Here is an 18,698-nt window from a genome sequence, read left to right as displayed (position 1 = left end):
GCGGCTCAGGCGTCGAGGCTGCGCCGAACCTTGTCCAGCAGTTCGTGGATCTGGAACGGCTTGGTGACGATGTCCATGCGCTCACCGAGAAAATGCTGCCGGTCGATGGCGTTCTCGGCGTAGCCGGTCATGAACAGCACCGGCAGGCTCGGGCGCAGCATGCGCGCGACATTGGCCAGCTCGCGCCCGTTCATGTGCGGCAGGCCCACGTCGCTGAGCAGCAGGGCGATGCTCGGGTCGGCATGCAGTTTCTGCAGGGCGCTTTCGACGTCCGGCGCCGGGGTGCAGCGGTACCCGGCATCGGTCAGCACCTCGCAGACGAAACTGCGCACCACCGACATGTCCTCCACCACCAGCACATGCTCGCCGGCGGTACTGATCACGGTGTCGGGTGTGGGTTCGGTGATGCTCAACAGCGGGCTCTGGCTGGCCGGCAGCAGCAGCGTCACTTCGGTACCGCGCCCGCCGGTGCTGCGGATCTGCACGTCGCCGGCCGACTGGCGGGCGAAGCCGTAGATGGTCGACAGCCCCAGCCCGGTGCCCTGGCCGATGGGCTTGGTGGTGAAGAACGGGTCGAAGACCTTGCCGATCACCTCGGGGGCGATGCCGCTGCCGTCGTCGCGCACCGACAATGCCACGTAGGCGCCATCGGCCAGCTTGAGGTCGTCCTGGGTGTGCGCCGCGTAGGTGCTGATCCAGATGTTGCCACCCTGGGGCAGCGCGTCGCGCGCGTTGATCACCAGGTTGAGCACGGCGTTCTCCAGCTGGATCGGGTCTACCAGGGCCACGCTGAGGTGCTCGCTCAGGTTCAGGTGCAGGCTGATGTGTTCGCCGATGGTGCGTCGCAGCAGTTCCTCCAGCGAGCGGATGTGCTGGTTGATGTCGGCCGGGCGGGGGTCCAGCGGTTGCTGGCGGGCAAAGGCGAGCAGGCGGTGGGTCAGGGTGGCGGCCCCCATGGCGGCGCCCAGTGCAGCGTCGGCGTAGGACTGCACCTTGTCGACGCGGCCCTGCTCGATGCGTTTCTTGATCAGCTCCAGGCTGGTGATGATGCCGGTGAGCATGTTGTTGAAGTCATGGGCGATGCCGCCGGTAAGCTTGCCCAGTGCGTCCATCTTCTGCACCTGCAGCAACTGCGCCTCGGTACGGGCGCGCTCGGCCACTTCCTGGGCCAGCAGGGTGGTCGCGCTGTCCAGTTCGGCGCGCTGGGTGCGTTCGCGGTGGCGCTGTTCGGTCACGTCCTCGACGAAGATCAGGCTCGACTCGCCGCTGCGGTAGGGCGACACCTGCCACTGGGTCTCGCGCAGTTGGCCGTTGACGCGCATGTGCAGCAGGCCCTTCCAGCGGTCCCGGGTGCCGAGCCTGCGCAGCAGTTCGTCGATCACCGGCTGCTGGTCGTCGGCAAAGCACTCGACCAGGGTGTCGGGGCTCAGGTTGTCCTGGATCAGCTGGGCGAACGCCTGGTTGCATTCGTGCACCTTGAGCCCGGTGCCCAGCAGCGCGATGGGCGCGGCGGTGCTGACGAAGATCTCGCGAAAGCGCGCCTCGCTCTCGCGCAGCGCCTGCTCGGTGTCGCGTACCCGCAGCAGCGTGCGCAGGGTGGCCAGCAACACCTCGGGGTCGACCGGGTGGATCAGGTAGGCGTCGGCCCCGGCGTCCAGCCCGGTGATGATGTCGCCGGTACCGATGGCGGCCGCCGATACGTGGATCACCGGCAGCAACGCGGTGGCCGGGGTGGCGCGCAGGATGCGCACGATATCGAAGCCGCTCATGTCCGGCAGGTGTACATCCAGGATCAGCGCGTCGTAGGTCTGGCTGGCAATCAGCTCCAGGCCCTCGCCACCGGTGCCGGCCTCGTCGATGCGGTAGCCATGGCATTCCAGGCGCCGGCGCAGGGCATAGCGGGTGACGATGTTGTCGTCGACGATCAGCAGGCGGATGTCAGGCTTCATCACCAGGCTCCTGGGCCAGCGCCAAGGGGATCACTACGTAGAAGGTCGAACCGACCCCGGGTGTACTCTCGACCCCGACCCGGCCACCCAGCAGCGCCGCGAAGCGCTTGCACAGCGACAGGCCCAGGCCGGTGCCACGCAGGCGCTTCTGCAGCGGCGAGTCGATCTGTGCGAAGTCCTCGAACAGCGTGTCGTGCAGCTCGCCCGGGATGCCGATGCCGGTGTCGTGCACCGCAAAGCGGATCTGGCCGTCGTCTTCCAGTTGCGACGACACCCGCACTTCGCCGCGGGCGGTGAATTTCAGCGCGTTGGAAATGAAGTTGCGCAGGATCTGCGCCAGCTTCTTGTCGTCGCTGTACAGGCGCGGCAGGCCCTGGGGCTCTTCGAAGATCAGGTCGACCGCCGAGGCATCGACGATCGGCCGGAACATGCCGCGCAGGGCCGCGAACAGGTCGAGCATGTCGAACCAGGCCGGCGAGATGGTGATGCGCCCGGCCTCGATCTTGGCCAGGTCGAGCAGGTCGTCGACCATGTCGCTCAGTTCGCGCGCCGAATTGCTGACGAAGGTCACCTGCTTGTGCTGCTCGGGGCTCAGCGGGCCGTCCAGCTCGTCGCTGAGCAGGCGGGCGATGCTCAGGATCGAACCCAGCGGCGTGCGAAACTCGTGGCTCATGTACGACAGGAAGCGGCTCTTGAGGTCCGAGGCCTGGCGCAGTTGCTCGGCCTGGATATCCAGCTCGGCATACAGGGCCAGCACGCCCTGGTTGGTTTCTTCGAGTTCGGCTCGCAGGGCGTCGCCCTCTTCACGCAGCCGCGCGATCAGCGCCTGCGCCTCGGTGTCGGCAAGGGTAGGGGAATCAGCCACTTAGGGTCTCCAGGGCAACAACCAGCACGGTGACATCATCGCGGCCTCGGCAGAAGTCGCGATGCAGCACGGCGGCGATCAGTGCCGGGTGCTGATGCATGAGGCCAGGATACTGCTGCAGGTCCCAGCGCGATTGCAGCCCGTCGCTGTAGAGCACCAGCAGGTTGGCATGCACATCAGCATAGTCAAAGGGGCGCACGCGACGGAATTGCCCGCCGACGATACCCGGGTGCGAGGCCAGGCCACGACTGCTACCGGGTGCGAGCAGGTGCGCGCCGATGTTGCCGACGCCGCTGAAACGCAGCGCGCCGTTGTCGTACTGGGCGAAGGCCGCGGCGCCGCCACGGGTGCCCTGCATGTTGACGTGCATCGCCTCGAGCACCTGCGCGGGGTCGGCGAACGGGGCCTGGGCAAAGGCCTGGGTGCCGGCGTGGGCGGCCCGTTCGGCGAGCTCGCCGTGGCCCAGCCCGTCGACCACCAGGGCACTGATGCGCTGGCCGTCGTAGGCCAGGTACCAGGCATCGCCACAGGCCGGGTCGTGATGCAGGCTGTGCTGGCTGGCGCCCCAGCGCAGGTCGCAGGCCGCGCTGCTGCGTGGGTACAGGCGCGCCAGCACGGCGGCGCCACGGCTGTCGGCGTACACATCGAACACATCGGCCAGGCGCTTGATCGCGCCCAGGCCGATGCCCTGGGTACCGCCGGTGGAGAACCCGTCGGCCAGGCAGTGGTGCAGGTCGAAGCCTGCGCCACGGTCGATGGCGATCAGTTCCAGCCCGCTGTAGCCGCTGTTGGGCAGCACCCGCAGGTGCAGTTCACCGCGCCCGGCATGCTTGAGCAGGTTGCTCGCAAGCTCGGTGGCCAGCAGCGCGGCGCGCCCGGCGTCGGTGGCATCGAAACCCTGCTGTTCGGCCAGGCGTTGCACGCAGCGCCGGGCATGACCGACCTGGCTCTCGTCTTCTATCGGCAGCACCTGGGTCAGGCTGCCCAGGATACTCAGGCCCATCGCAGAATCGTCACGCGCGTGCCGGCCCCGGGGGCGGTATCCAGTTCGAACTCGTCCACCAGGCGCTTTGCCCCGGTCAGGCCCAGGCCCAGGCCGCCGCCGCTGGTCCAGCCATCGGTCATGGCCAGCTTGATGTCGGGGATGCCCGGCCCTTCGTCGCGAAAGGTCAGGCGCAGGCCCTTGCGATGGTCCTTCTCGACCACCTGCCAGTCCATGTGGCCACCGCCGCCATACACCACGGCGTTGCGGGCCAGCTCGCTGACCGCCGTGACCAGCTTGGTCAGGTTGATCAGGCTCATGCCGCAGCCCTGGGCCAGGGTGCGCGCCAGTTGCCGTGCACGTACCACATCCTGCTCCAGCAGGATGGGCTGGGTGCCGCTTTGCTCGGCGCTCATTGCGGTGCAGCCGAGTTGTTGAGCAGGCGCATGCCGCGCTCGGCGTTGAGCGCGGTACGCACGCCGGGCAGGGTCAGGCCCAGTTCGACCAGGGTGATCGCCACGGCCGGCTGCATGCCCACCAGCACGGTCTGCGTGTCCATGATGCGCGACACCCCGGAGATGGTGCCGATCATGCGGCCAATGAAGGAGTCGACCATGTCCAGCGCCGAGATGTCGATCAGCACGCCCTTGGCCGAGGTCGCGCTGATGCGCTCGGACAGGTCGTCCTGCAGGGTCATGGCCAGCTGGTCATGCATGTCGACCTGGATGGTCACCAGCAGGAATTCGCCGATTTGCAGAATCGGGATGCGCTCCATGGCTTCAGCCCGCCTTGGCGACGGACAGGCCCAGGCGATGCAGGGCCAGCTTCAGGGCGTCGGCCAGGTTGGCCTTGGTCACCACGCCCTGCAGGTCCAGGCCCAGGTGCACGATGGTCTGGGCGATCTGCGGGCGTACACCGCTGATGATGCAGTCGGCGCCCATCAGGCGGATGGCGGTCACGGTCTTGAGCAGGTGCTGGGCCACCAGGGTATCGACGGTGGGCACACCGGTGATGTCGATGATGGCGATTTCAGAGCCGGTGTCGACGATGCGCTGCAGCAGCGATTCCATCACCACCTGGGTGCGTTGCGAGTCCAGGGTGCCGATCATCGGCAGTGCGAGTACGCCGTCCCACAGCTTGACCACCGGGGTGGACAGCTCCAGCAGTTCTTCCTGCTGGCGCTTGATCACCGCCTCGCGGGATTTCTGGAAGGTGCGGATGGTGTGCAGGCCCAGGGCATCGAGCAGTTCGGACACCTGCAGCAGCTGGTTGGCCAGTTGCGCCGGCTGCTCGCTGTACTCGCGCTGCAGCAGGGCGAACAGCGGGCCCTTGAGGGAGAAGATGAAGGTGGCGGTCTGCTGCGAGTCCTGGCCGAGCAGGGCGCGGCTATGGGAGAGCTTTTCCAGGAACAGGCGCACATCGTCCCAGGCACCGGCGTTGAGGTTGCTGGCATCGCCGTTCTGCAGGCCGGCGTGCAGCAGGTCGAGAAACTCTTCGGTCTGGCGCTTGAGGTCGTCGGCCTTGAGGTTGCGCGTGGCACCCGACGCGTCCAGCCCGGCCAGCCATTCGGCTACCAGGGAGGCCTGGTGGGTGCGGATGGCGGTGAGGGTGACAGGTTGCAGTGCAGCCATTTGGACAAGCTCCTGAGCAGGGTAGGTAAGGCACATGCGCATCTGAGTGTGCAGGCCTGATTCTAGTTCGATATTGCCTTCATCAAATTTATTGCAGGCCCTCAGCTCCCGCTGGCGGGGCGCGGTTGCAGCATCGGGTCGTAGGGGTTGAGCTGGCGCAGCGACTCGAGCAGGGCATTGGCTGTGTCCACCTGCCGGGCCTGTTGCAGATAATGCATCAAGGCCAGCCGAACATCACGGTTAAACGGTTGTTGTTGCAGGCTGCTCCACAGTTGTTGCATTGCCGGCTCGCGCTGCCCCTGATCGTGCAGGGCCACCGCCAGCACATACCCGTAGCCGGCGTTCTGCGGGGCCAGCTGCACGGCCTTGCGCAGCGCCACCAGCGCTTGGTCGCGACGGCCCTGGCGAATCAGGGCCAGGCCGTGGGCCTGCTGCAACAGCGCCGAGTCGGGGTGCTGGCGCAGGCTGTCTTCCAGCAGCGTGCGTGCTTCGTCCTGGCGGCCATGGCTGTCCAGCCACTGCACCAGGGCCACACGGGCCGGCAGGAAGTCGGCGTCGCGCAGCACCGCGCTGCGCAGGTACGGCTCGACCGCATCGGTGCGTCCGCTGGCCTGGTACAGCAGGGCCAGGTTGAGGTTGGCTTCGGCGCGTTCGAGCAGGCTCAGCTGCACGCTTTCGTATTCGCCCAGCGCCTGCTCGAACGCCGCCTGCGCCGCGCCCAGCCCGGCTGCCCGTGCCGGCAGCAGGGCGTAGGCGGCCGCGATGCGCACGGCCAGCACCGGGTCACGCAGCAAGGGGGCCAGCGGCATGCTTCGCTGTTGCGGGGGCAGCAGCGCGGCCAGGGCTTCCACCGCCGCGGCGCGTACCTGCGGTGCGCTGTCGCCCAGGGCGCTGCGCGCCGCCTGCAGGGTACGTTCGCTCGGGTAGTTGGGCAGTTCGGCGAGCAGGGTGGCGCGGCGGATCGCCGGCAGTTCGCTGTTGGCCAGTTGCGTCAGCAGCGCCTGGGCGGCACCGGGTTTGCCGCTGCGCAGCAGGTCCAGGCTGGCAGCGTAGGCCGGTGTGTCGGAGGGCCGGTCGGCGTACCACAGCGCGAACTGCTCGCTGACGCGCTGCCCGGCACTGCCCTTGTGACACCCCAGGCAGGCATCCGGCGTGCCCAGCGCCAGTGCCTGGGCCGGTGCCGGAATGCTGAAGCCGTGGTCGTGGCGATAGTCATTGACCATGTAGAACTTGCCGGGCATGTGGCAGCTGACGCACTGCGCCGCGGGGCTGCCGGGGGCATGGTGATGGTGCTCGGTGGCGGTATAGTCGCGGGCCTTGAGCCCGGCGCCGTCGACCCCGGCCACGCCGGTCTTGCCCGCAGGGTTGTGGCACTGCAGGCACACCCCGTCGCCCGGTGCCTTGAGCTGGGTGCTGTGGGGCTCGTGGCAATTGCTGCAGCGCACGCCCTTGGCGAACATCTTGCTCTGGGTGAAGGCGCCGTACTCGAACACCTCGTCCTTGATCTTGCCGTCCAGCTCATACAGCTCGCGGGTCAGGCGGCTGGGCAGGTAGTCGTCCATCAGGCGGCGCTCGTTGTGAAAGCCATCGCCCAGCGGCGCGCGGCGCGCATGGCAGCGGGCACAGGTCTCGACTTCGGCCAGGTTGCCACCCTCCACCAGGCTCTGCTGGAAGCCGGCATGGGCAACCTGCCTGGCCGGCTTTTGCGCCGCCCACGCCAGGTGCCCGGAGGCCGGGCCGTGGCACGCCTGGCACCCCACGCCCAGGCTGTTCCAGTGGCTGTCGAAGGTGGCGCTGGCAGCGTTGAAATTGCGCTTGAAGCCGGTGGTATGGCACTCCACGCACATGAAGTTGGCATTCTGCTGCGGCTTGCTCCAGTGCAGCGGGTTCTTGAAGTCCACGCCCTGGCCGGGGTACAGGTGAAACCACTGCTGCTGGTGCGTATCCCAGGCCACCCCGAGCGCCTGCAGGTGCCCGCCGCCGGTGTCGATCAGGTACTGCTGCAGGGGCTCGATGCCGAAGGCATAGGCCACCTCGAAATCCTGGGGCTGGCCGTCGGCGCCTGGGGTGTTGACCCAGAAGCGGTCGCCCTGGCGAAAGAAGCGCGTGGTCTCGCGGTCGCTCTTGAACTGCACGTCGGCGAAATTGCCCAGCACGGTCTGGGCGGTGGCCGGCTGCATCGCCAGCTGGTGATGGGAACCTTGCCACTGGCGAACCTGTTCGCCATGGCAACCCTGGCAGGTGGCTTCGTCGACCAGCGCCGGGGCGGGGCTGCTTGGCGCCGGCGGGGCTGGTGGCGTGCTCTGCGCGGCCACCGGCAGGCGTGCCGGGGCACGGTCGAGGGCGAACCAGGTGCCCAGCAGGGCCAGCAGGACCGCCCCGGCCAGCACCGGCCAGAGCAGGCTGGTGCCGCGCACGGGGGGCTGTTGGGGCGGCGTAACGGCGCGCTTTTTCGACATGCAGACGTCCATGTTGTTGGGGTAAGGGGCGCTTCAATCAGGCGGCGCGCTTCACGGCATGCCCAGGAACCAACGGTAGTACGGGTTGCTGCCATCTTCTCGCATCACGCCCTGAACCTGTCGCGCCCAGGTGTCGCGCTGGCCGCGGTAGGCGCTCAGGCCCACCTGGTAGAAGCGCTGCAGGCGCTGGCGCTGGTCGTTCAGGCGCAGGCTGGCCAGGGCATCGGCGCCTTCCAGCGGCACCGGGCTGCCCAGCGCCAGCAGGGCCGGCAACACCCGGGTGATCTCGTCGCTGCGCACCCAGGGGGCGTACTCGATGCGTGGCTGGTCGTCGGTGACGGCCGGGGCCTGTGCGGCAAAGCGCTCCAGGCCGGCGCGGTCGGTGACCCAGGTGGCCAGCAGTGCGGCCGGCGAGTCCACGCCCACCTCGGCCAGGGTGCGTTGCACGTGGGGTTGCGCCAGGCGCGCGCTGATGCGCGGCAGGTCCAGGCGCACCGGCTGCAGCGAGCCGACCAGCAGCATTTCATGGAACTCGGTGGTCCACAGCGAGGCATGCGGGAACACGTCGATGAAGCTGCGCACCAGGGCACGGCTGTCGTCGATGTTCTGGGTGGGCAGCGGCAGCCACTGGGCGACCAGGCCCTGGGGGTTGAGGCGGCTGGCGGCCAGCTGGTAGAAGTCACGCGAGTACAGGTTGACCACGCCGGCTGCCGAGGGGGGTGGTGGCTCCAGGGTGATCAGGTCGTAGGGCTGCGGGCTGGCCAGCAGTTCACGGCGCCCGTCGCGCAGGCGGATGTCCAGGCGCGCATCGTCGGCGGCGTGGTAGTTGCCCTGGAACAGCGTCGAGGCGTGCACCACCGCCGGCAGCAGTTCGGCCACCACGCGTTGCTCCAGGCCCGGGTAGCGCAGCAGGGCGCCGGCGGTGATGCCGGTGCCCAGCCCGATCACCAGCGCCGAGCGCGGCTCGCCGTTGTGGATCAACAGCGGCAGCAGGGCCTGCAGGCGCATGTAGCGCAGCGACGGCATGGCATCGCCGGTGTTGGACACGCCCTGGATGTACAGGCGACGAAAGCTGCCCTGGGGCTTGTGCTGTTCGACCACGGCGACCGTGGCGTCACGGCCTTCCTGATAGAACACCAGCTCGCCGCTGCGCGCGCCGGGCAGCAGGTTGGCCAGGCGCTGGGGTGGGGTGAGCAGGGCGGTCAGGAGGCTGGCCAGGGCAATGGCGTAGAGGGCGATGAATCTGGGTTGACTGAGCAGGCCTGTTCGCTGGCAAGCCCGCTCCCAAAGGGTTCGAGCAGATCCTGAGCCTGTACCTGCAGGCGCCGGCCTTGCCGGCGAAGCGGCCAGGCCCGCCCCCACCACGACCGCGATTACCCCGACCCCTGCCGCCAGCACCGCCAGCACCCCCAGGCTGCGCACCAGCCCCAGCGCGGGCACCAGTACGAACCCGCACAGCATCACCCCGGCAATCCCGCCCAGGGTGTTGAGCGCCACCACTGCGCCCACGTCGCGCCCCGCATGGCCCGGCGCGCAGGCCAGGCGCAGCGCCACCGGGAACGCCGCCCCCAGCAGCGTGGTGGGCAGCAGCACTACGCTCACCGCCACCACCGCAAAGCGGGCACTCATGCCCGCCAGTGCGCTGCCGCCCAGGCCCAGTACCAGCGCTTCGGCCTGGGTCTGCGCACTGATCAGCCAGCGCCCCAGCCCGGCGATTTCCAGCAGCGCCAGCAGCCCCGCCGCACCGATCAGCATGGCAAAGGTGGCCCACGGGTCGCGCAGCCGCTCCACGCGCCGGGCAATCAGTGCGCTGCCCAGCATCAGCCCCGCCAGGTAGGTGGCCAGCATCACCGCGAAGGCGAAGGTGCGGGTGCTCATGAACTGCACCAGGGCCTGCGACCAGATCACCTCATAGCCCAGCGCAATGCCCCCGGCCACCGCGTACAGGGCCAGGGCCAGGCGCGCCGCCGGGCTGCGCGGGGCGCTGGCGGTTACCACGGTGTCGGCTTCGACGTCCGGTGTCAGGCGCAGCAGCCACAGTGCGCCGGCCCCGGCCAGCAGGTTGAGCACGGCGGCGGCACAGGCACTGCCGCGCACCCCCAGCAGCGGGATCAGCACAAAGGCTGCGAGCAGGGTGCCGACAATCGCCCCGGCCGTGTTGGCCGCGTACAGTTGCCCGCCGGCGCGTCCGGCCGTTGCCCCTTGCGCGGTCACGGCACGCACCAGCACCGGCAGGGTGCCGCCCATCAGCAGCGCCGGCAGGGCAACCAGGCTGAACGGCAGCGCCCAGGCCAGCAGCCCGATGCTGCCCTGCAGGCGGGCGAACAACCCGGCGCTGCTGCCCAGGGCCAGGGTGGCCGCGATGCCGACCACGGCCACGGCCAGTTCGAGCAGCGCATACAGGCGCAGCGGCTGGCGCAGCCGATCGGCGTGACGCCCCAGCCACCAGCCGCCCAGCGCCAGCCCGGCGAAGAATGCGCTGATGCCGGTGGTGATCGCATGTACTTCCATCCCCACCACCAGTGACAGCTGCTTGATCCACAGCACCTGATAGATCAGCGCCGCGCTGCCGGAGACCAGCAGCAGGGTCGCTGCCAGGGGCAGTGTGCGGGGTGGAGCGCAGGCGGCGGGGGCTTTGGCGTGTCGGGAGGAGCGGCTGGCGACCGGCATCAGGGCAAGGGGCCTTGTGGTGAGTGCTGGGAATACGCCCTCGCGGGAGGGACAACCAGTGCTTGAGCCTAGCAGCAGATTGGCGGGTTGGCGGGTATCGCAGTCGGCAAAATGCCCCGTCAGGGACGAGGCATCCGTGTGCAGCTTGCCGCCTATTGCTTGCCTTGCTTCATCTTCTCCTCGATCTTCGCGTCCACCTGCTTGCGCACCTGGTCGACGCTGAAGCTGGCCGGGTGCTGGCTGGGTGGGTAGTCGATGAAGGTTTCGAGAAACACCGAGGCCTTCATGGTGGCGATGCCGGTCAGGTAGACGTTCTTTGCCAGCCAGTCGTTGTACTGGTCAGAGACCACGTCGGCGCGCTCATACGGATCCATGCGCAGGTTGAAGATCTTCGGCACGCGCAGGCACACGAAGGGGTCCTGCCACACTTCGAAGCCGCCGGGGCGACGCTGTTCGCAGAACACCGCCTTCCAGTCGCCGAAGCGCATCGCCACCAGGTCGCCGTCGTCGTTGAAGTAGTAGAACTCGTCACGTGCGCCCTTGGGTTGCTGGCCGGTGAGGTAGGGCAGCTGGTTGTAGCCGTCCAGGTGCACCTTGAAGTTCTTGCCACCGGCAGTCGGTGCCCAGCCCTTGAGCAGCTTGTCCTTCACGCCGGTGTCACCGGCAGCCGCCAGCAGGGTGGGGAACCAGTCCAGGCCCGAGAACATCTCGTTGGACACCGTGCCTTCCTTGATCTTGCCCGGCCAGCGGATGATCGCCGGCACGCGGAAGGCGCCTTCCCAGTTGGAGTCCTTCTCGCTGCGAAACGGCGTGGTCGCCGCGTCCGGCCAGGAGAACTGGTTGGGCCCGTTGTCGGTGGTGTAAATCACGATGGTGTTGTCGGCGATCTTCAGGTCGTCGAGGGTCTTGAGCAGCTTGCCCACGTCGCCATCGTGCTCGAGCATGCCGTCGGCGTATTCGTTGCCGGGCATGCCGCTCTGGCCCTTCATCGAGTCGCGCACATGGGTGTACACGTGCATGCGCGTGGTGTTCATCCACACGAAGAACGGCTTGTCGGCGGCCACCTGCTTCTTGATGAACTCCTCGGCCGCGCCGGTGGTTTCATCGTCGATGGTTTCCATGCGCTTCTTGTTGAGCGAACCGGTGTCCTCGATCTTGCCGTCGGCGAAGGCGTGGATCACCCCGCGCGGGCTGAAGTTCTTCACGTAGGGGTCGTTCGGGTCCTTGGGCCAGTAGGGGCGCTCGGGCTCCTCTTCGGCGTTGAGGTGGTAGAGGTTGCCGAAGAACTCGTCGAAGCCGTGCTTGGTCGGCAGGTACTCGTCCTTGTCGCCCAGGTGGTTCTTGCCGAACTGCCCGGTGGCGTAGCCCAGCGACTTGAGTGCCTGGGCGATGGTGATGTCGCGGTCCTGCAGGCCCACCGGCGCCCCCGGTGCGCCGACCTTGGACAGGCCGGTGCGCAGTGGCGTCTGCCCGGTGATGAAGCTGGAGCGGCCGGCGGTGCAGCTGTTTTCCGCGTAGTAGTCGGTGAACAGCATGCCTTCCTTGGCAATGCGGTCGATGTTGGGGGTCTGGTAGCCGACCACCCCCATCGAGTAGGCACTGATATTGGTCTGGCCGATGTCGTCGCCGAATATCACCAGGATATTCGGCTTGTCGGCGGCACTTGCCGCCCCTGTCGCGAGCCCCATCACCGTGGCCGCGACCAGCGCGAGCTGCGGTGCCCATCTGCGTATGCGAGTCATCTGACTTGCCTCCCTTTCGCCATTCGAGCCGCCCGCAGGCGACATGTCGGTTGCATCACTGCTTTGCTCGTTACCGCGTCACTGCGATTGCGGGGTGGAGGCAGGCTCGAACGGGAATACCCGGGCCCAGTCGGCCGCCATGTCCACGATTGTCCATTGCTGGCGGCGCGCTTCGTCCAGCGCCTTGTCCAGCCGTCCGACCTGCGACTGGCGGTCGTAGGCCCACTCACGTTTCGCGTCGGTGTGGTGCACCAGGCCCATGAAGCGCGGGCCCTTGCCGGCGGCGGTCCATTGCAGCATCTGCAGGTCGCCGTCGGAGTTGCCGAAAGCCAGGATCGGCCGGCGCCCGATGATCGCGTCGATGCTTTCGGGCTTGCCCGGGCCGTCATCGTTGTGCGCGATCCTGGCGGTACGCAGCAGGGCCGGCACGCCGTCGACCAGCTGGTATTCGGTGACGAAGCTGGAGCCGATCACCTGCTCGGGCGGCACGCCGTACACCTCGTCGGCGAAGGCGCGCATGAACGCGGTGTCGCCCCCGGAGACGATGTACACCTTGAAGCCCTGGCTGCGCAGGTAGTCGAGCAGCTCGTGCATGGGCTGGTAGATCATCTCGGTGTAGGGGCGCTGGTGGGTGGGGTGACGGGCCTTGGCCAGCCAGGCCCTGGCATGGCCGATGAAGGCTTCGGTGCTGACCCCGGTGTGGGTCACGCCGATGATTTTCAGCAGGCCGTCCATGCCGGCGGCGGCCAGGGCCTTCTGGTCGTTTTCCAGCACCGCCTTGAACGGCTGGGTGGTCTTCCACTCGGGGTGCTCGGGGGCCATGCGGCGGATCTCGTCGAAGGCGAACAGCACCTGGAAGTAGGCGGGCTGTTCGCTCCACAGGGTGCCGTCGTTGTCGAACACCGCGATGCGTTGCGCGGGGGCCACGAACTGCGGGTCGCCCTCGCGGGTGACGCTTTCGACGAACTGCACGAGGGCGGCCCTGGCGGCGCCCTGGTGCCATGAGGGCAGCGGCGCATCGGCCTGGGCCGACAATGGCCAGTGCAGCAGCAACACCAGCAGCAGCCACCCACGAACACTCGGACTGGATTTCATCGCGACTCCCTGTTCTGCATTGGATTGAGCGGGCGCAGGCCGTGGCGCGCGGGCGCGGCAGGCTGGCGCGGTGAATGCCGTGCATGAAGCTGTGCAAGTTCGGCCTTGAGCGCAGCGAGCAGCGTATCGGGGGCGCCGTCTGCGCCGTAGCCGCGTCGCAGCAGCGCCAGCAGGGTGGTGTCGTCGGCCGTGGTCAGGCGCACGCTGCCCTGGCTGCGCCTGAACCACAGGTATAGCGCAGTGAGCTGCGGCGGATGCCTGGCCAGATCAACGGGCACCTGTTGCCATGCATGCTCGGCAGAGGCGAGGCGACGGGCCTGGTGTCGGGCCTGCCAGTGCCGCCAGCGGGCCAGCCAGGTCGGCCCGCGGCTACGCCACACCCGCCACGCCAGGCCCAGTGCCGCGAGCACCAAAGCGGCGCCGAGCCAGTGCCGCGACAGGTGCAGGCGGCCCTGCTGGCCAAGGCGCTGCAGATCGTCGGCCACCGAGAACACCGGGGTGTAGGCAGGGCCGGCGCTGGCGGTGAAGGGCACGGCGGGCAGCGTTGTGCTGCGCAGGGCCTTTTCGGTGGTGCTCCACCAGTGCACCTGCACGGCGGGCAGCTGGTAGCTGCCGGGCTGCTCGATGCGGTAGCTGGCGGTGTCGATGCGCTGGCCGCCCACGACATGGCCATGGCCATCGTCGAGGGCCTGCACCTGGGGCGACTTGAGGTAGAGGCTCAGGCCCGGCACGGCCTGCAGCGCCGTCACCGGCAGCATCAGGCTCGGCGCGCCCTGGGCCTGCAGGGTCACGCTGCGGGTGAGGCTGTCACCCACCTTGAGTGTTCTGCTTGCCGGGTTCACCTGCTGGGTCAGGCTCAGGGCGCTGGCCACCAGCACCGCCTGGCCCGGCTCGACCCCGGCCGGCAGTTGCACGCGCAGGTGCAGCGCCGCCGTGGTGGCGCTCAGGGCGGCCGCGGCATTGCCCGGCCGGGCCGTCACGGTCAGTGCGGGAATGTCCAGGGTGCCGGCCTGCTGCACGGTGATCGGGTACAGGTAGCGCATGCCGAACCAGGTGCTGCCGTCCAGGTTCAGGGTCAGGTGCTGGGCCTGGTCGCCGGGTGGGGTGACCAGTGCGCCGGGCACGCTCAGCGTCGGCAACTGCGGGGCGCCGGTGAACCAGGTGTCGGTGAGCACGTCCAGCTGCAACTGCACGGTTTCACCCACCACCACGCTGTCGCCCCCCAGCAGTTGCGCCTGCACCCGCAACTGCGGGTCGGCGGCAAGCGCACAGCTGCACAGCAGCCAGGCCAGGAGCAGGCCGACAAGCCTCATGGCGCCCCCCTGGCAGCCTGGTCCTGCAGGCTGAACTTGCGCTTGAGAAACTGCGCGGGCGAGGTGGTGAGGTTCTGCAGCCACAGGGCGTCCGAGGTCGCCTGCGGGGTCTGCACCTGCTTGCTCGGGCCCTTGCCGGCCGGCTTGTCGAAGGCCACCTGGTCGGCCTGCACCTCTGGGGCGTTCTGCTGCGCCGACTCGGTGTCCTTCTGCAGGGCGATGGCCAGGGCGAGGTTGGCCTGGGCCTCGGCAAACCCAGGTTGCAGGGCCAGTGCCTGGCGATAGGCGGCGATGGCCTGGTCGAACTTGAAGCGGCGGGTGTAGATATTGCCCAGGTAGAAATAGGCCGGTGCGGTGTGCAGGCGCGCGAAACTGGCCAGCGCCAGGTCGTAGTCGGCCCCTTGGTAGGCGGCAATGCCCTTCCAGTAAGGGTCCTGAAAGTGCGCCGCCGCGGCGGGCAGGTGGTGGTGTTCGAAGGCCCAGCGACCCTGCTGATCGGGGGTCATGAATGCATCCACCAGGGCATTGGCGCGCGCCCCGTCCGGGGCCAGCACCAGGCCCAGCAGCAGGCACGCGCTCCAGTTCAGGCTCCAGCCGCGGCGGATGCACAACAGGGCGATCAGCAGCAACGGCCAGCACAGCCAGTAGCCGGCGTCTTTCCAGCGCAGCTGCTGGCTGGCCGGGTCGGCGTCGGCGAAGTGCTGCTGGGCATGGGCCTCGATCCAGTCCAGGTCGTCATCGTCGAGGGTCAGGCTGCCCAGTGGTGCATCCAGCGCCCTGGCCAGCTGTTCGAGGCCGGCCTTGTCGAAGCGGCCCAGTTGCGGCCGGCCGTTGCTGTCGGTGCGCGGCTGACCGTCGGCGCCCCTGACCAGGCCGCCATCGCTGCTGCCCACGGCCAGCACCAGTACCTGCAGCAGGCTGGCGTCCAGGGCCTTGCCCAGCGGGGCCAGTTGCGTGGTGTCGGCACCGTCGGTGAGCAGCACCAGGGTGGCGGGGCCGGGCTCGGCGGCGATCAGTTGGCGGGCCAGCGCCACCACGGCCAAAACGTTCTTGCCAGGCTGTTCGATCAGGTCGCTGCCCAGCGCCTGGATGAAGCTGTCGAGCAGCGCCGGGTCGCGGGTGGGGGGCAGCACCAGGTGTGCGCTGCCGGCATAGGCGATCAGCCCGGTGGCTGCGCCCTGGCGGCGTTGCACCAGGCTGTGCAGCTTGTGCTTGGCGGCCTCCAGGCGGGTGGGCGAGAGGTCGCTGGCGTCCATCGAGCCGGACAGGTCCAGGGCCAGGATCAACGGCGCGCGGTTGTCGAGAAACTGCGGGCGGTCCTGCTCCCAGGTGGGGCCGGCAGCGGCCAGTGCGCCGAGTGTGAGCAGGGCCGCCAGCAGGTGTATGGGGCGAATGCGGTGCCGGTCGTGGCCGTCCATGCGCAGGTGCGCCAGCAGTTGCGGGGCAATGCTCACGTTCAGCGCCTGGCCGCGCTGGCGGCGCCAGGCCAGCACCAGCAGCACGGCGGGCAGCCAGAGCCACAGCCACAGCGGGCGCAGAAAATGCAGGTTGCTCAGGTCAATGTCCATGCGCGGGCGCCTCCGCTGGCAGGCGCCTGCGCCACCACGCTGCCGCCAGGGCGAGCAGGTGGTACAGCGTCAGCAGCAACAGGGCCGCGCCCAGCGGCAGCCAGAACAGGTCGCGCTTGGGTTGGTGGCTGTAGGTCTTCACCGCGTGCGGGGTGAGCGTGTCGAGGGTGGCGTACACCTGTTGCAGGGCATCGCGGTCCTGGGCCCGGAAGAACTGCCCGCCGGTGACGGTGGCGATCTGCTGCAAGGTCGGAAGGTCGACCTTGGCCTCGGCTTCGGCCTGCGGGTCGCCGATACCGATGGTATGGATCAACACCCCGCGGGCCGCGGCGATCTGGGCGGCGTGGGCGGGGGTGATGGCGCTGCTGGTGTCGTTGCCGTCGGTCAGCAGGATCAGCACCTTCTGCGGCTCGTGAGCCTGCTCCAGCAGCTTGAGGCTCAGGCCGATGGCATCGCCGATGGCGGTGTTGGGCCCGGCCATGCCGACGTCGGTCTGCTGCAGCAGGATCGACAGGCTGGCGTGGTCCAGGGTCAGCGGAGCCTGGGCGTAGGCGCCGCTGCCGAACACCACCAGGCCGAGACGGTCCTGCTGGCGCCTGGCGATGAAGTCGGCGACCACCGCCTTGACCGCGCTGATGCGCGAAACCGGTTTGCCGTCGGCGTTCTTGAGGTCGACGGTCTGCATCGACTGGGAGATGTCGATGGCCAGCATCAGGTCGCGTACCGGTGCCTGGTGCTCGATGGGGGGCTCGACCAGCACCGGGCGTGCCACGGCCAGGCACAGCAGTGCCCACACCAGCCAGTGCAACAGCAGCTGCCAGCGATTGGCCCGGGTGCCGGGCAGGCGCGGACCCTGCCCGGTGGCCTGGCTGATGGCCTCGAAGAACGGTACGCGCAAGGCGCTGCGGGCTTCCTGATAGGGCGGCAGGTAGCGGTAGCCGAGCAAGGGCAGCGCCAGCATCAGCAACAGCCAGGGGTAATCAAGCTGCCACATGATGATGCTCCACCCAGTCGCGGCTGTAGCCCAACAGCGCTGACGCATCGATTTCGTGCAGGCGGCTGTCGGGGGCATAGGCCAGCTGCGCCAGTTGCCAGGCGAAGTCGGCGGGCAGCGGGGTGCGTGAATGGCTCACCAGAAACGCCTGCCAGTCGGCGGCATGCAGCGGGGCCACGGCCGGAGCCTCGGGCATCGACAGGGCCACGCGCTTGAGCAGCTCGGGCACTTCGCGCAGGGCCTGCACGCGCCGGGTTTGATCTGCCATTGCCTGTTCCAGCTGGCGCAGGCGTGCCAGGGCTTGGCGGCGGTAGCGGTCGCGCTGCCAGCGGCGCAGGCGCAGCGCCGCCCACAGCAGCAGCCCGGCCAGCAGCAATGCCGCCAGCAGCGCCCAGCCCCAGGTTTGTGGCCAGTAGCTGACGGCGGGCGGCAGCGCCAGCTCCTTGAGCTGGTCGACGCTGGGCACTGGCGCGCTCATGCCGGTGGCCTGCGCAGCTTGCCCAGTTCCATGCGCAGCTGTTGGGCGGCAGGCAGGGCGGTGCTGAACATCAGCAGCGGCACCTGGCTGCGGCGCAGCATCTGCGCCACGTCGTGCAGGCGGCCACTGAGAAACTCGCTCAAGGGTTTGTGCACCTGACGCCGCTCCACCGCCAGCTCCACCTGCAACTGGCCCTGGGTCACCAGCAGGCGCCCCTGGCGTGGCAGGTCGAGGGCCAGCGGGTCGTAGACCTGCAACGCGATCACGTCGTTGTGGGTACGCAGCTGGCGCAACTGATGCAGGGTACGTTCGCCGGCACCGGCGAAGTCGCTGATGAAGCAGATCAGGCAGTCGTGCGCGGCCAGCGCCAGGCAGCGCTGCAGGACTGTGTCGAGGCCGTGCGCAGCATCGCCATCGGGTACATCCGCCGACAGCGCCTGGTTGAACTGTGCGGCCCTGGCGCAGATCGCCTGGACCCGGCTGCGGCTGCGCAGCGGCGCCAGGTATTCGATGCGGGTGTCGTCGAACAGCAGGGCGCCGACCCGGTCGCCTGCCGCCAGCGCGATCCACGCGCACAGCGCGGCCAGTTGCGCGGCCAGCGCCGACTTGAAGCTGACCTGCGAGCCGAAGAACATCGACATGCGCTGGTCGAGCACCACCAGCACCGGGCGGTCGCGTTCTTCGGTGAAGGTGCGTACCACCGGCGTGCCGGTGCGCAGGCTGGCCCTGCAGTCGAGATGGCGCAGGTCGTCGCCGGGCTGGTAGCGGCGCAGCTCGTCGAAGTTCAGGCCGCGCCCGCGCAGGCGCGAGGCGTGGCTGCCGGCCAGCACGCTGGCCCTGGGCTGGCGCGCCAGAAAGCTCAGGCCGCGGGCATCGAACGCCAGCGCCATCAGCTGCGCCAGCGATACGTAGACGTGCCCGTCGGGTTGCTGCGCCGGTGCTGGCATATGCG

Annotated in this window: 15 protein-coding genes; all 15 read right to left on the bottom strand. The window is 68.7% G+C overall.

All coding sequences use genetic code 11. From position 1 onward, the window contains the following. Positions 1 to 5: 5 nt before the first annotated feature. Complete coding sequence (locus FW760_RS15550) at positions 6 to 1,949, bottom strand: response regulator (RefSeq protein WP_054915145.1); 1,944 nt, start codon at positions 1,947 to 1,949, stop codon at positions 6 to 8. Beyond that, the gene (locus FW760_RS15545; RefSeq protein ID WP_043861201.1) at positions 1,939 to 2,814 is read right to left on the bottom strand and encodes a sensor histidine kinase; all 876 of its coding nucleotides are present in this window, start codon (positions 2,812 to 2,814) and stop codon (positions 1,939 to 1,941) included. The genes FW760_RS15550 and FW760_RS15545 overlap by 11 nt, the downstream gene beginning before the upstream one ends. Then, positions 2,807 to 3,817, bottom strand: coding sequence for an ATP-binding protein (locus FW760_RS15540; protein WP_178083069.1), 1,011 nt, complete (start codon positions 3,815 to 3,817; stop codon positions 2,807 to 2,809). The genes FW760_RS15545 and FW760_RS15540 overlap by 8 nt, the downstream gene beginning before the upstream one ends. Then, positions 3,808 to 4,212 (bottom strand): anti-sigma regulatory factor, encoded by a 405-nt coding sequence (locus FW760_RS15535; RefSeq protein WP_043861202.1) that lies wholly within the window; start codon positions 4,210 to 4,212, stop codon positions 3,808 to 3,810. Before FW760_RS15535 ends, FW760_RS15540 begins: the two co-directional genes overlap by 10 nt. Then, positions 4,209 to 4,571, bottom strand: coding sequence for an STAS domain-containing protein (locus FW760_RS15530; RefSeq protein ID WP_043861203.1), 363 nt, complete (start codon positions 4,569 to 4,571; stop codon positions 4,209 to 4,211). The genes FW760_RS15535 and FW760_RS15530 overlap by 4 nt, the downstream gene beginning before the upstream one ends. Positions 4,572 to 4,575: 4 nt before the next feature. Then, positions 4,576 to 5,427: an STAS domain-containing protein gene (locus FW760_RS15525; protein ID WP_043861204.1), complete on the bottom strand. Its 852-nt coding sequence runs from the start codon at positions 5,425 to 5,427 to the stop codon at positions 4,576 to 4,578. 101 nt (positions 5,428 to 5,528) lie between these two features. Beyond that, a complete protein-coding gene (locus FW760_RS15520; protein WP_446443857.1) occupies positions 5,529 to 7,886 on the bottom strand; it encodes a cytochrome c3 family protein in 2,358 nt (785 codons plus the stop codon). 51 nt (positions 7,887 to 7,937) lie between these two features. After that, positions 7,938 to 10,556, bottom strand: coding sequence for a fused MFS/spermidine synthase (locus FW760_RS15515; RefSeq protein WP_446443856.1), 2,619 nt, complete (start codon positions 10,554 to 10,556; stop codon positions 7,938 to 7,940). 152 nt (positions 10,557 to 10,708) lie between these two features. Continuing rightward, positions 10,709 to 12,298, bottom strand: coding sequence for an arylsulfatase (locus tag FW760_RS15510; RefSeq protein WP_043859768.1), 1,590 nt, complete (start codon positions 12,296 to 12,298; stop codon positions 10,709 to 10,711). Positions 12,299 to 12,376: 78 nt separating this feature from the next. Then, a complete protein-coding gene (locus FW760_RS15505) occupies positions 12,377 to 13,393 on the bottom strand; it encodes an HAD family hydrolase (protein ID WP_043859767.1) in 1,017 nt (338 codons plus the stop codon). After that, positions 13,390 to 14,706, bottom strand: a complete 1,317-nt coding sequence (locus FW760_RS15500; RefSeq protein ID WP_446443855.1) for a hypothetical protein — start codon at positions 14,704 to 14,706, stop codon at positions 13,390 to 13,392. The genes FW760_RS15505 and FW760_RS15500 overlap by 4 nt, the downstream gene beginning before the upstream one ends. Continuing rightward, positions 14,703 to 16,274, bottom strand: coding sequence for a VWA domain-containing protein (locus FW760_RS15495; protein WP_446443854.1), 1,572 nt, complete (start codon positions 16,272 to 16,274; stop codon positions 14,703 to 14,705). Before FW760_RS15495 ends, FW760_RS15500 begins: the two co-directional genes overlap by 4 nt. Continuing rightward, positions 16,264 to 17,268, bottom strand: coding sequence for a vWA domain-containing protein (locus FW760_RS15490; protein WP_446443853.1), 1,005 nt, complete (start codon positions 17,266 to 17,268; stop codon positions 16,264 to 16,266). The genes FW760_RS15495 and FW760_RS15490 overlap by 11 nt, the downstream gene beginning before the upstream one ends. Continuing rightward, entirely contained in the window at positions 17,255 to 17,746 is a 492-nt protein-coding gene (locus FW760_RS15485) for a DUF4381 domain-containing protein (protein WP_446443852.1), read from the bottom strand. The genes FW760_RS15490 and FW760_RS15485 overlap by 14 nt, the downstream gene beginning before the upstream one ends. Beyond that, complete coding sequence (locus FW760_RS15480) at positions 17,743 to 18,693, bottom strand: DUF58 domain-containing protein (protein ID WP_043859762.1); 951 nt, start codon at positions 18,691 to 18,693, stop codon at positions 17,743 to 17,745. The genes FW760_RS15485 and FW760_RS15480 overlap by 4 nt, the downstream gene beginning before the upstream one ends. Positions 18,694 to 18,698: the final 5 nt, after the last annotated feature.

The sequence above is a fragment of the Pseudomonas sp. 1176_21 genome (assembly GCF_052850635.1).
Note: the sequence above shows the minus strand (reverse complement) of the source record. Positions and strands in the feature narration are given on the sequence as shown.